This is a genomic window from Amycolatopsis sp. NPDC043885 (assembly GCF_056435685.1).
In genome coordinates, this window is the sequence record NZ_JBWKEA010000008.1 from 303,022 (window position 1) to 315,817 (window position 12,796).

9 protein-coding genes are annotated in these 12,796 nt (G+C 69.1%); all 9 read left to right on the forward strand.

The features are described 5' to 3' along the window. Window positions 1–5: 5 nt before the first annotated feature. The 9 genes from AC069I_RS24600 to AC069I_RS24640 all read left to right on the forward strand — a co-directional run bounded on the left by AC069I_RS24600 (window position 6) and on the right by AC069I_RS24640 (window position 12,738). Window positions 6–269 carry an acyl carrier protein gene (locus AC069I_RS24600; RefSeq protein WP_034309004.1) on the forward strand — a complete coding sequence of 88 codons (264 nt, stop codon included), beginning with the start codon at window positions 6–8 and terminating at the stop codon, window positions 267–269. A 37-nt stretch (window positions 270–306) separates the two neighbouring features. After that, window positions 307–1,455, forward strand: a complete 1,149-nt coding sequence (locus tag AC069I_RS24605) for an LLM class flavin-dependent oxidoreductase (protein ID WP_478229660.1) — start codon at window positions 307–309, stop codon at window positions 1,453–1,455. Next, window positions 1,452–2,681, forward strand: coding sequence for a cytochrome P450 (locus AC069I_RS24610; protein ID WP_478229659.1), 1,230 nt, complete (start codon window positions 1,452–1,454; stop codon window positions 2,679–2,681). Before AC069I_RS24605 ends, AC069I_RS24610 begins: the two co-directional genes overlap by 4 nt. Then, entirely contained in the window at window positions 2,674–4,620 is a 1,947-nt protein-coding gene (locus tag AC069I_RS24615; protein ID WP_478266476.1) for an amino acid adenylation domain-containing protein, read from the forward strand. The genes AC069I_RS24610 and AC069I_RS24615 overlap by 8 nt, the downstream gene beginning before the upstream one ends. A gap of 11 nt (window positions 4,621–4,631) precedes the next feature. Further along, a complete protein-coding gene (locus AC069I_RS24620; RefSeq protein ID WP_478266477.1) occupies window positions 4,632–9,389 on the forward strand; it encodes an amino acid adenylation domain-containing protein in 4,758 nt (1,585 codons plus the stop codon). After that, on the forward strand, window positions 9,386–10,360 hold the full coding sequence (locus tag AC069I_RS24625) for a thiamine pyrophosphate-dependent dehydrogenase E1 component subunit alpha (RefSeq protein ID WP_478229656.1): 975 nt from the start codon (window positions 9,386–9,388) through the stop codon (window positions 10,358–10,360). Before AC069I_RS24620 ends, AC069I_RS24625 begins: the two co-directional genes overlap by 4 nt. After that, complete coding sequence (locus AC069I_RS24630; protein WP_478229655.1) at window positions 10,357–11,340, forward strand: alpha-ketoacid dehydrogenase subunit beta; 984 nt, start codon at window positions 10,357–10,359, stop codon at window positions 11,338–11,340. The genes AC069I_RS24625 and AC069I_RS24630 overlap by 4 nt, the downstream gene beginning before the upstream one ends. Window positions 11,341–11,349: 9 nt before the next feature. Continuing rightward, the gene (locus AC069I_RS24635; RefSeq protein ID WP_478266478.1) at window positions 11,350–11,928 is read left to right on the forward strand and encodes a TIGR03086 family metal-binding protein; all 579 of its coding nucleotides are present in this window, start codon (window positions 11,350–11,352) and stop codon (window positions 11,926–11,928) included. 171 nt (window positions 11,929–12,099) lie between these two features. Further along, a complete protein-coding gene (locus AC069I_RS24640; protein ID WP_478266479.1) occupies window positions 12,100–12,738 on the forward strand; it encodes an SRPBCC family protein in 639 nt (212 codons plus the stop codon). Window positions 12,739–12,796 lie beyond the last annotated feature (58 nt).

The following is a 12,796-nucleotide window of genomic DNA, read 5'->3' on the forward strand; positions in this document are numbered from 1 at the left end:
GACACATGAACGCGGAAGACGCGCGGGCGGAATTGCGTCAGCAGATTTTCTCCCTTCTGACCGAGGTCGCGGGCGGCGTTCTGGAAAACCAGACCATCGAAGCGGACACGGAGTTCCCCGAGACGGGTATGAGCTCCATCGAGTACCTGGCGCTCATCGAGAAGATCGAGACGAAGCTCGACGTGTTCATCGACCTCGAAGAGAACGAGGATCTGACCACTGTGGACAAGTTCTGCGACTACCTGCTCGAACAGGTGCCATCGGCCTGAGGCAGCACCATCGCCCGCCCCCAGACAAAGGATTGAGATGAACGCAAAGGCATTCGGCTGCTTCCTGCCTCCCTTCCACGACCCTTCGGTCAGCCCGCACGCGTCGCTGAAACGCGACATCGAGTTGTGCGGCCTCGTCGACGAACTGGGTTTCGACGAGATCTGGCTCGGCGAGCACCATTCCAGCGGCTGGAGCACGCTCAGTTCCCCGGAAATGCTGATGGCCGCGCTGGCCCGTGAGACGCGCCGTATCCGATTCGCCACGGGTGTCATCCCGCTGCCGTACCACCACCCCTTGCACGTCGCGGAACGGATCACGCTGCTCGATCACCTCACCGCCGGCCGGGCGATCCTGGGCGTCGGCACCGGAACCTACGTCCACGACATGGAAATGGTCGGGGTGGATCCGGCTTCGGTCCGCGACCATTTCCGTGCGGCGCTGGGGACGGTGCAAGCGCTCCTCAACGGCGAAACGGTCAACACGACGACGCCGTGGTTCACCGTCAAGAAGGCCGTGCTCCAGCTCCAGCCGCTGAGGGGTCCCGGCACCATCGAGACCGTCGTCGCGTCTTCGCTGAGCCCGGCCGGTATCGAGCTCCTGACCGACACGTCGACGACCCCGACCGTCCACGTGGCACCGCCTTGGGGCGCCATCCGGCCTGGAATGGACCCGGATCCGGTGGGCGCGCTGATCGAGCGCGTCGATGCCTACCGGAACAAATCCGCCGGCGGGACACGGATCCGCTGCAACGTCTTCGTCCACATCGCGGACTCCCCCGCCGCGGGCGTCGAAGAACTGTTGGAAGGTTTTTCCGCGCTGCGCCGAGGCCTTTACCGGAACACCTTGGGCATGCCCATCCCGGATTCCCCGGTCGCGCACCGCAAGACGTTGCAGAACCTCGTCGACACGGGCGGGTTCATCGTCGGGGACGCCGCGACCTGCGCGGCCCGGATCCGCGACCTGATCGACCGCGTCGGCGACCCGGTGTCGCTGAACTTCTTCGTCCCCAGGTGGATTTCGCACCGCGCGACCCTCGATCAGCTGACCGCGCTCGCGCACGAGGTCGTGCCCACCCTGGCAGGCGGATTCGAGGGCACCGCCGAGTCCATCCGGCTCACGTCGGAAGAGGCCGCACGTCAGTTGAAGTCCCGGACCGAACTGGTCGGCAACGGAGGCGACAAATGAGCACCGCCCCGGTGAAACTGGACTTCAGCTCCGACGAATTCCTCGCCGACCCTTGGCCCATCTACTCCGAGCTCCGGCGTTCGGATCCGGTGCACTGGTCGGCGGCGTTCAACGCCTTCCTGGTCACCAGGTTCGAAGACGTCCAGGCCCTGCTGGCCGACCGCGAGGTCGGCAGCGGGTTCCCGATGCGCAGCAGCCGCCGCCTGTTCGGCCGCACGTTGCTGGACACCGACGGACCACGCCATCGCGATCTGCGGAAGCTGTTCATGCCGCTGTTCGCCGGTGCCTCGGTGAAACGGCTGCGCACCGAGATCCTCATCCCCGCGGTGGACCAGGTCCTCGACTCGATCGAGGCCGAAATGGGCGCCAAGGACGAGGTCGACGTCGAGTTCATGGAACGGGTCGCGGTCGGAGTGCCCTACGCGATGGTCACCCGGCTGTTCGGGTTGCCGCCGGAGGACGCCGCCTGGCTGCGCCCACGGGTGCTCCCGCTGGCGGGTGCCATCGAGTTCCCGGCGACCTCGCTGGATTCGGCGCTCGCGGCCAAGGCGGAGCTGATCGGCTACCTCAAGGACAAACTCGCCGACCGCCGCGAAGGCGGCCGGATGCCGTTCCTCGACCTCGTCTTCCCGCCGGGCGAACCGCTCGACGAATCCATGTTGGGCACGGCCACGCTGTTCCTGCTCGCCGGCACCGAGACGAGCGTCGCGACCATCGGCAAGATCATGTACGCGGTACTCGCGCACAATGTCGACCTGTCGACGCTGGCGGACCACGAATACCGGACCCAGGTGGTGCGCGAAACGCTGCGGTGGGAACCGCCGAGCCACACCATCCTCCGGTACGCGACCAGAGACCTGAACCTGCACGGGGTGGACGTCCCGCGCCGGTCCGCGCTCCTGCTGTCGCTGGGCAGCGCCAGCCGCGACGAGAACGCGTTCGAGGACCCGGATTCCTGGCGTCCGGAGCGGACCGACCAGCGGCTGCTGGCGTTCTCGTCCGGTCCGCACACCTGCCTGGGCATCCAGCTGGCGCTGGCGGAGTTCGACACGCTGTTCGAGCGGTTGTCGCACCGGTTCGGCGGCGTCCGGCTCAGCGGTTCGCTCGACGGCGTCCGGCCGGGTTTCTGGCGGCTGCGGGAACGCGGCCACATCTTCCGGCGGCCCGATCACCTCCATGTCCGGCTGGAGCGCAAGCGCGCGGGAAGCAGCGAGGCCGATGCCTGATGCGTTCACCGCTCCCTACGATCTGACGACCGAGCTCGCGGCCGAGCCGTCCGAATACCGGCGCGCGAAGGTGGTGCTCGCCGCGTTCGCGGTGACCCTGTGCCGGTGGACGGCGGCGGCCGAGGCCGCGATCTCGGTCGCCGGAAGGGTGATCCGGGTCCACGTCGACGACAAGGCACGCGTCGAGGACTTCCTGGATTCGGTCCACCCCGTCGGCGTCGCCGAAGAGGGGCCGGTGGACCTCGTACTCGCTTCCCTGCACACGGATCTGCGGTCCGGGGAGGTCAGGTTCGCCACCGCGGTGCCGGACGCCGAGCACGGTTTCGTCGCCGACGTCGCCGCCGCGGTGGGCGAATTGGCCCACCTCGACGGTTCGCTGGAGGACGTGCGCTGTATCGCGCCGGAACGCCGCCGGATCCTCGGCGCGCTGGCCGGCGCCGACACGCCTCCGGCCGATATCGAAACCCTGTTCCTGGAACAGGCGCGGCTTCACCCGGAACGGGTCGCGGTCCGTGACGCGAACGCCGAGCTGACCTATGGGCGGCTCGCGCGGGCGGCCGATCGGTACGCCGAAGTCCTGCGGCGTGCCGGGGTGCGGCCCGGTGACACGGTCCTCGTCGCCACCAAGAGGTCGGTCGGCGAGATCGTGGCGCTGCTCGCGATCATCCGTGCCGGAGCCGCGTACGTGGGCTTCGACGACGACGCGCCGGAAGCCCGGATGGCGCGGATCATCGGCAAGCTGGCGCCCGCGGCGGCGGTGGTCGACGCGGCCACGGCCGGTCATCCCGTCCTGCGCGGGCTCGCCCGGGTCGACGTCTGGGTCCCTGGTGGGGAAATCGACGCGGATCCCGAACCGGCTCCCGGCCACGACGATCCACAAAGGACGGCGTACATCGCGTTCACCTCCGGATCCACCGGTGAGCCGAAGGGCGTCGTCGTCCCGCATCGCGCGGTCACAAGGCTCGCGCGGACGGCGGAACTCCGGACGCGCCCGGGCGACCGGGTCCTGCGGATGGCGCCGCTGGCCTTCGACGCGTCGACGTACGAGATCTGGGTGACCTTGCTCAACGGCGCGACCCTGGAGGCCTTTCCCGGACGGCTTCCGACGGTCCGGGCACTGGAGAAGTTCTTCACCGAGCGGAAGGTCTCCGTCGCCTGGCTGACCGCCAGCCTGTTCCGGCTGGTCGCCAACTCACGGCCGCAGGCGCTCGCCGGGCTGCGCTGGCTCTTGAGCGGCGGCGAAGTCGTACCGCACGACGCGGCGGCACGGATACTCGACACCTACCCCGGGCTGGTGCTCACTAACGGCTACGGCCCCACGGAGAACACCACGTTCACGACCACGCACACCGTGCGCGGCGGCGCGGAGATCGACGGGCCCCTGCCCATCGGCAGGCCGATCGCCGGCACGAGGGTCTTCGTACTCGACCGGAACGCCCGCCTCGTCCCGCCCGGCGGCGTCGGCGAGCTGTACGCGGCCGGAACGGGCCTGGCCGACGGGTACCTGGACGACGAGACCGAAACGAAGCAGCGCTTCGGCCACTTCTCCCCCGACGTGGACGAACGCCTGTATCGCACGGGTGACCTGGTCCGGCTCGACCCCGGCGGGAACGTGGTCTTCCTGGGCCGCGTGGACAAGCAGATCAAACTCGACGGGCATCGCATCGAAACCGAGGAGATCGGCACCCTCCTCGCCGGTCACCCCGGTGTCCGCGACGCCGTGATCGTCGTTTCCCGGCAGGAGGACCAAAACCCCCAGCTCGTGGCGGCCATCGTCGTCCACCCCGGCGAGGACACCGAACCCCGCGCCCTGCGCGCGTTCCTGTCGCGGCGGCTGCCGAGCTACGCGTTACCCGCCCGCTGGGTGGTGGTCGACGAGATCCCGCTGACCCGCAACGGGAAAGTCGACGAGCAGGCCCTGATCGCGAACGCCCGATGAAGGAGAAATCGATGAGGTTGTCGCTCGGGCAGGAGCGGCTGTGGCTGGTGCAGCAACTCGACCGGACCAGCGCCGCGTACAACATCCCGATCGTCTTCCGGTTCCACGACGGTGTCGACTTCGACGTGCTCGACCGGGCGCTCGGCGCGCTCGTCGAACGGCATCCGGTGCTGCGCTGGCGGTTCGTCGTGGACGAGACCGGGACACCGGCCGCCGTGCCGACCCCGGGGTTCCGCATCCCGGTGGCCCGGCGCGTCGCGGAAGACGACGACTGGCAGAAGCACACGGCCGATCTGGTCAGCGAGCCGTTCGACCTCGCGGCGGCGCCGCCCATCCGCGCGATGGTGGTCGAATGCGCCGACGGGTCGGCGGTGCTGTGCGTGGTGAACCACCACATCATCACCGACGGCCGGTCCATCCAGATCGTGACCGAGGACGTCGTCAAGCTGTACCGCTCGGAGACCCCCGCGCCACTCGAAGTGACCTACGAGGAGTACGTCGCGGTGCAGCGCGCGGCCGCCGGCTCGGTGGCGGAGCACATCGACTACTGGCGGCGTGAGCTCGACGGCTACGAGCCGCTGCGGCTGCCGACGGACCGGCCGCGATCGGGCAATCCCGGCTTCGCGGGCGACCATGTCGATTTCGTGCTCCCCGCCGAACTCACGAAGGCCTTCAGTTCTTTCGCGCTGCGGAACCGATGCGCGCTGTCCAGCGCCGTGGCCGCGGTGTTCCAGGCACTGCTGGCCCTCCATTCCGGCCAGGAGGACATCACGATCGGCACGGTGCTGGCCGGTCGTGACGACCGCCGGTTCGCCGACGTCCTCGGCTTCTTCGTGAACACCGTCGTGCTGCGCGCCCGGATCACGCCGTCGATGTCGTTCCGCGAGCTGCTGAAGGTGGCGCGCACCAAGATGGTCGACGCCTACGCGCATCAGCAGGCACCGTTCGATCAGGTGGTCGCGGAGGTCCGGCCGGAACGCGACGCCGGGCGCAACGCGATCTTCGACGTCGTGGTCGTGCACAACGGCGAGATCCCCGCCGACGGCGAAGGCGAGATCTCCAGCGTGCACTGGGCCGGGGTGGCGACCCGGTTCGATCTGGAACTGGTGACCCATGTGCAGGACGGCAGACTGCACGGCTCCCTGGTGTTCCGGACCGGTCTCTTCGACCGCTCCACCGCCACCCGGCTCGTCGGCAGGCTCATCCGGCTGGTCGAGCACACGCTGGCGCATCCCGACGAGCCGATTTTCGAGGCCCTGCGCGGACAGCTCGACTACTGGCGCAAGCAGTTCGATGACCTGCCCGCGGCGCTGGAGCTGCCTGCCGATCACGCCCGGCCGCCGGTGGCGTCCTATCGCGCCGGCTCGCTCTCCTTCGACGTGGACCCCGGAATCCGTGAAACGGGCAGCCGTCATGACACCACCCTGTTCATGACGCTGCTGGCGGCCTTCGACGTCGTGCTGTCCCGCTACGCGCGCACCACCGACGTCACGGTCGGTGTCCCCGTGCCCGAGGCGAAGATGCTGGTGCTGCGCACCGATCTTTCCGGCGATCCCACCTTCGCGGAGCTGCTCGGCCGCGTGCGGGAGACCACGCTCGGCGCGTACGCGAACCAGGACGTCCCGTTCGAGCGTCTCGTCGAGGAATTGGCGCCGCGGCGGGACTTCGGCCGCACTCCGCTCGCACAGGTCGTGCTCCGGGTGGTGGACGAACCGTTGCCGGACGTCGCACCGGTCGGCACCCGCTCGGAACCGTTCGACCTCGAATGCCTCGTGTCGGACCGGGACGGGGTGCTGGAAGCGCGGATCGACTACAACGCCGAAGTGTTCGACCAGGTCACGATCGAACGCTTCGTCCGGCACTTCCGGCAACTGCTCGCGTCCGCCGAGCCGGAGCTGCCGCTTTCCGCTTGGTCGATGATGAGCGATGCCGAGCTCCGGCGGCTGACGGAGGACTGGAACGACACGACCACGGAGCTGCCCTCCCCGACGACGGTGCCCGCGGTGTTCGCCGCACAGGTGCGCGACCGTCCACAGGCGACAGCGCTGGTCTGCGGCGGCGATTCCGTGACATATGAGGAACTCGACGTCCGATCCAACCGGCTCGCGCACCGGTTGCGCACGCTGGGCGCCGGACCGGGGACGGTCATCGGCGTCTGCCTGCCGCGCTCGCCGGGCCTGATCACCGCGTTGCTCGCGATCCTCAAGACCGGCGCCGCGTATCTGCCGATCGACCCGGAGTATCCCGAGGAACGCCAACGGCTCCTGCTCACCGACGGCGGGGCACGGCTGGTGATCACGACCGACCTGATCGGCGATCCGACGCTCGACGAGGAGCCACCGACCGCACTCGAAACCGGAGTGGGGCCGCGAGACCTGGCCTACGTCATCTACACCTCCGGCTCGACCGGCCGCCCCAAAGGTGTCGAAATCGAGCACCGGTCGATCATCCGCCTCGTCACCGGCCTGCCGGAAGGCATCCTCGGCCCGGACGAGGTGGTCCTGCACGCGTCGGCGATCTCCTTCGACGCGGCCACCTTCGAGATCTGGGGTGCCCTGCTCACCGGCGCGACCTGCGTCATCTCGACCGAGCGGGTGCTCACCGCCCGGCCGCTCGCGAACGCGATCACCCGGCACCGGATCAGCACGGCGTGGCTGACCTCGTCGTTGTTCAACCACGTCGTCGACGAGGACACCTCGGCGCTCGCCGGGCTCCGGCAGCTGCTCGTCGGCGGCGAGGCGCTGTCCGTTACCCATGTGCGCCGCGCCGTCGCCGCGCTGCCCGGTACGAAGTTCTTCAACGGGTACGGCCCCACCGAATGCACCACGTTCGCCACCTGTCACCCGATCCCCGCCCCTGTTCCCGGGTACGCCAAGGGAATCCCCATCGGCCGCCCGCTCGGCAACACGCGCGTGTACGTCCTCGACGAACTCGGCAGGCCCACACCGACCGGGGTGCCGGGAGAACTCCACGTGGCAGGTCCCGGTGTCGCCCGGGGCTATCGGGGACAACCGGAGCTCACCGAAGAACAGTTCGTCGCCGACCACCACGACACCACCGGCGGCCGGCTCTACCGGACCGGGGACATCGTGCGACACAACGCCGACGGCGATCTCGAGTACCTCGGCCGCGTCGACGACCAGGTCAAGATCCGCGGTTTCCGCATCGAACCCCGTGAGATCGAAACCGCGCTGCTGGCCCGGCCGGAGATCACGCAGGCCGCCGTCATCGCCCGTGAAGACGGTTCGGGCCAGAAGCGGCTCGTCGCCTATCTCAAGGGCACTTTCGACGACACCACCCTGCGTGCCGGACTACGCCGTGAACTGCCGGAGTACATGGTGCCGTCGGCGTTCGTGTCGCTTCCCGAACTCCCGTTGACCATCAACGGGAAACTGGACGTCCGGGCGCTGCCGGAACCCGAGGACGACCTCCGGCGGGACGAGGCCGCCCCGCCGCGCAACCCGACCGAAGAGAAGCTGGCGGCGATCTGGGCGCAGGTCCTCGGCCGCGAAACCGTCGGCAGGGACGAAAGTTTCTTCGACGTCGGCGGGCACTCGCTCAAGGCCGCGCAGCTCGCCGTCCGGATCGGGGAGACCCTGCGGATCGACCTGCCGCTGCGGACGCTGTTCGAGCGGCCCACCATCGCGAAGCTGGCCGAAGAGATCAACGGCGAGCGGCAGGCCGCCGTGCGCTCATTCGATCCGCGGGCCAGGCTTCGCGACGTCCTCCCTGAGCCGTTGCCGTCGCGCGGAACCGGCGGCGTCGCGGAGATCCTGCTCACCGGCCCCACCGGATTCGTCGGGGCGTACCTGGTCCGCGAGCTGCTGACCCGCGAGAACGTGCGGGTGCACTGTCTCGTCCGTGCGGCGGACGAAGGATCGGGATGGCGACGGCTGCGCGAAAACCTCGACCGCTACGGCCTGTGGGACGACGTCGACGAGAAGCGGATCAGCGTCGTTCCCGGCGATCTCGCGGCGCCTGGGCTCGGCCTCACCGACGCGGTGTTCGCACGGCTCGCGGGCGAAATCGACCTGATCTGCCACAACGGCGCCTGGGTCGACGCGCTCTCCAGTTACGAACAACTCGAAGGCGCCAACGTGGGCGGCACCCGCGAGCTGATCCGGCTGGCGGCCACCACCCGGCTCAAGCGGCTGCAGTTCGTGTCGACCATTTCCGCCGGTGAGGAGAACGGCTCCCGCAGCGGATACGCGGAGACCAAAGCGCACGCGGAGCAGCTGGTCACCACCGCGTACGAACGCGGGATGCCGGCGGCGATCTGCCGCCTGCCCCGGATCGTCGGGGATTCGCGGACCGGGCAAGGGAACACGCGGGACATCATGCTGCGGGTGCTGCGGGCCATCCTCGAACTCGGCGCCGCGCCCGACACCGAGATCGAGGAACCGTGGATCGCGGTGGACGAGACGGCGGGCGCGCTCGCCCGGCTCGGCCTGGACCGGCGGCCGGACGGCAGCCGGTTCGTGCTGGCCGGCGAACGCCCGATGCGCCTCACGTACCTGGTGGGGCTCCTGCGGAGCGCCGGTACCGAGATCGGCACCCTGCCGGTGGCGGACTGGCTCTCGGCGCTCGAAGCGCGTTCCCCCGAGGAACACGCCATCTTGAAGCTGCTCTTCGGATCCTCTTCGTCGAGCGGCCTGCCGAGCAGCGAATTCGAGCCCGTCGTCGTGCCGAGCCCCGATGACGGCGCGCTGCTCCGTTACGTCGACCGAATGCTCGTCCGGACCTCCGCAGAAGGGCTGTCGCGAAAATGACCAGCGAGAACCGGCCGGCCCTGTACCGGTCCATGAAACTGATCCGCGAGTTCGAGGAACGCTGCCTGGCGATGGCCATCGCCGGGGAGATCGACGGCGGTATCCACCCGTACATCGGGCAGGAAGCCGTCGCCGTGGGCATCTGCGCGAACCTGACCGAACGGGACTTCATCACCAGCACCCACCGGGGACACGGCCACGTACTGGCGAAGGGCGCGGACCCGCGCCGCCTGCTCGCCGAACTGCTCGGCACCCTCGAAGGGTTCAACAAGGGCCGCGGCGGATCGATGCACGCCGCGGACATGAAGCTGGGCATCCTGGGCGCCAACGGAATCGTCGGCGCGGGTGGCGCGATCGCCTCCGGCGCCGCGTGGGCGGCCAAGGCCCGCGGCGATTCCGAGGTCGTCGTCAGCTTCTTCGGTGACGGGGCGATGAGTCAGGGTGTCCTGCTGGAAGCCTTCAACCTCGCCGCGATCTGGTCCCTGCCGGTGCTGTTCGTCTGCGAGAACAACCGGTACGCGACGAGCCTCAAACTCGAATCGGGGCTCGCGGGCGGCGCCGCCCGGCGCGCCGAAGGCTTCGGGCTGGTCTCGCGCGGTGTCGACGGCATGGACGTCGAGGCGGTGGAGAGCGCCGCCGCCGAACTGCTCGAAGGGGTTCGCGCGGGGCGGGGCCCGGCGTTCCTGGAATGCGAGACGTACCGGTTCTTCGGGCACCATTCCGTGCTCGAACTCCTGGGTGTCGAGTTCCGCGATCCCGACGAAGTGGCCCTTTGGCGCCAACGGGATCCGATCCCCCTGCTGGGCGATCGGCTGGGTGCCGACGTCGTCGCCGGGATCGACGCGGCTGTCAAGGAATCCATCGACGAGGCGGTCGCGTTCGCGAAGAACGCCCCGTCGCCCGATCCGAAGGACGCACTGATGTACCTGTACGCGGGAACGGCCGCCGTCCGGCCTGGGGTGATCTTGTGAGCGGGCTTCCTTCGCCGGAGAACTTCGGCTACATGCACGCGATGAACCGCGCCCTGCACGCCGAGATGGCGGCCGACGAAGACGTCTTCCTGCTCGGCGAAGACGTCGGTGTCGGGGCGAGCGGCGTCACTTCGGGGCTCCTGCCCCGGTTCGGCCCGGAGCGGGTGCTGGACACTCCGCTGTCCGAACAGGCCTTCACCAGTTTCGGGACCGGCGCGGCGATGGCGGGCAAGAAACCGGTGATCGAATTCCAGATCTCCTCGCTGATCTACCTGGTCTTCGAGCAGATCGTGAACCAGGCGCACAAGTTCTCCCTGATGACGGGCGGGCAGGTCCGGATCCCGGTCACGTATCTCGTGGCCGGATCCGGCTCGCGGTTCGGCTGGGCGGGGCAGCATTCGGACAACCCGTACAGCCTGCTCGCGCACGCGGGGGTCAAGACCGTCGTCCCGGGGCTGGCCGCCGACGCCTACGGGCTGCTGCGGGCGGCGATCCAGGATCCGGATCCGGTGGCCGTGTTCGCTCCCTCGTCGTTGCTGGGCGCGACCGATGTGTCCTACGCGGGCGAAGAGGACATCGTGCCGCTCGGGCAGGCGAACGTCGTCCGGGAGGGCGGCGACCTGACGGTCGTGGCGGTGGGCCAGCACGTCGGCACGGCGATCGAGGTCGCCGAGCGCCTCGCCGACCGGGTCGACATCGAGATCGTCGACCCGCGCACGGTCTATCCCTTCGATTGGGAATGCCTGCGCAAATCGGTCGACAAGACCGGGCGGCTGGTCGTGATCGACGACTCGAACCGCATGTGCGGGCTGGGCGCGGAGATCGTCGCGACGGCGGCCGAGGAATTCGATCTGGTGGCGCCGCCGAGGCGGGTCTGCCGTCCGGACGGCACCGTCATCCCGTACGCCCTCGCGCTCGACAAGGCCCTGGTGCCCGGAGCCGGAGAACTGACGGCCGCCATCGACGCGACGTTGAAGTAGGGGAACCCCATGGAAACCTTGGATCGCCACCGGCGGACACAAGACGCCTTCGACGCCGTGCTCGCCACCGTGCGGCCGGACCAGTGGGACGCCGCGTCGGCGTGCGAACACTGGACTGTGCGCGACGTGACGGGTCACGTCATCTGGGGCCTGGAGGTGCTGCACCACCACGCGTCGGGCCGGGAATTCACGGTGGAGAACGGGCCCGCGGGCTCCGAGAAGCCAGGGGAACTGGCGGGTGAAGACCCGCTGGCCCGCTGGCGCGCGACCCGGGCGGCGACAAGTGCCGTCGTCACCGGCGGACTGCTAGCTCGGCCCGCTCCCGCGTGGTACGTGGCCAACCGTCCTGATGCGACGGTCACGGACTACCTGGCGCTGCTGACGTTCGACACCCTGGTGCACACCTGGGACATCGGCTCCGCGCTCGGCGTGGACGTGCGCATGGATCCCGACATCGTCGCACCGTCGTTCTCGCTCGCCCGGCTGATCATCAGCCGTACTCCGGGCACTTTCGGGCCGCGGGTGAAACCGCCGGCGGACGCCGACCCGCAGGCGCGGTTCCTGGCGTTCCTCGGCCGGACGGTCTGAGCCCCGCGGTTTCGCGCGTGAAGGCCCCCTTCCCTCGGCTGAGCCGAGGGAAGGGGGCCTTCACGCGCTTCGCCAGTTAGAACCTCTCACGGTTTCTCTTGACGCTCAGGGGGTGACCGCTATAGGTTATAACTATCGCGACAAGCGCTAACAAGCGGAGGAGAAAGAGACATGACCCGCATCGCACGCCGCCGGATCAGCACACGCGCCGCTCTGCTCACGGTCCCGCTGGCCCTCGCCGGCGTCCTCGGCGCCACGGCGCCCGCCCAGGCGGCGCCCGCCCACCACACCAAGCCGGCTTCGCTTACGTGCCAAGGCAAAGGCATCGACCGGTCCGCCAAGGTGCACTACCGGACCGAGACCTTCGTCAAGGCGCCGCTGCGCACCATCTGGAACCTGCAGACCGACGTGGAGGCCTGGCCGTCCTGGCAGAACCCCGCCATCCCCGTCACCATGAAACGTCTGGACCACGGCCCGCTGCGCAAGCATTCTCGCTTCCAGTGGACCATACCCGTCCCGCCCGGCATGCCCTACCCGCCCGGTGACGTGACCATCGTTTCCACCGTCCGGCAACTCCAGCCCGGCAAGTGCATCCGCTGGACCGGCCCCCTCGACGGCCCCGGCGGCGTGCACATCGACGGTGTCCACGTCTGGAATTTCGTCAAGGTCCCCGGCGGCGTCATCGTCCGCACCGAGGAGAGCCACACCGGCCCGCAGGTCGACAAGGACGTGCCCGGCTCCACCGCGATGCTCGGGCAGGGCCTCGAAATCTGGCTGAAGGATCTGAAGAAGGCCGCCGAAAACCGGTAGTGAAGAGGGAAGGCCGATCGCACCCGAGGCGCGTCGCCCACCCGATTCTCCTTATGCT

What these genes read in the sequence shown, in the direction of transcription:
- AC069I_RS24600 (WP_034309004.1), top strand. Translation starts at nt 6, where the DNA reads ATGAACGCGGAAGACGCGCGGGCGGAATTGCGTCAGCAGATTTTCTCC.
- AC069I_RS24605 (WP_478229660.1), top strand. Translation starts at nt 307, where the DNA reads ATGAACGCAAAGGCATTCGGCTGCTTCCTGCCTCCCTTCCACGACCCT.
- AC069I_RS24610 (WP_478229659.1), top strand. Translation starts at nt 1,452, where the DNA reads ATGAGCACCGCCCCGGTGAAACTGGACTTCAGCTCCGACGAATTCCTC.
- AC069I_RS24615 (WP_478266476.1), top strand. Translation starts at nt 2,674, where the DNA reads ATGCCTGATGCGTTCACCGCTCCCTACGATCTGACGACCGAGCTCGCG.
- AC069I_RS24620 (WP_478266477.1), top strand. Translation starts at nt 4,632, where the DNA reads ATGAGGTTGTCGCTCGGGCAGGAGCGGCTGTGGCTGGTGCAGCAACTC.
- AC069I_RS24625 (WP_478229656.1), top strand. Translation starts at nt 9,386, where the DNA reads ATGACCAGCGAGAACCGGCCGGCCCTGTACCGGTCCATGAAACTGATC.
- AC069I_RS24635 (WP_478266478.1), top strand. Translation starts at nt 11,350, where the DNA reads ATGGAAACCTTGGATCGCCACCGGCGGACACAAGACGCCTTCGACGCC.
- AC069I_RS24640 (WP_478266479.1), top strand. Translation starts at nt 12,100, where the DNA reads ATGACCCGCATCGCACGCCGCCGGATCAGCACACGCGCCGCTCTGCTC.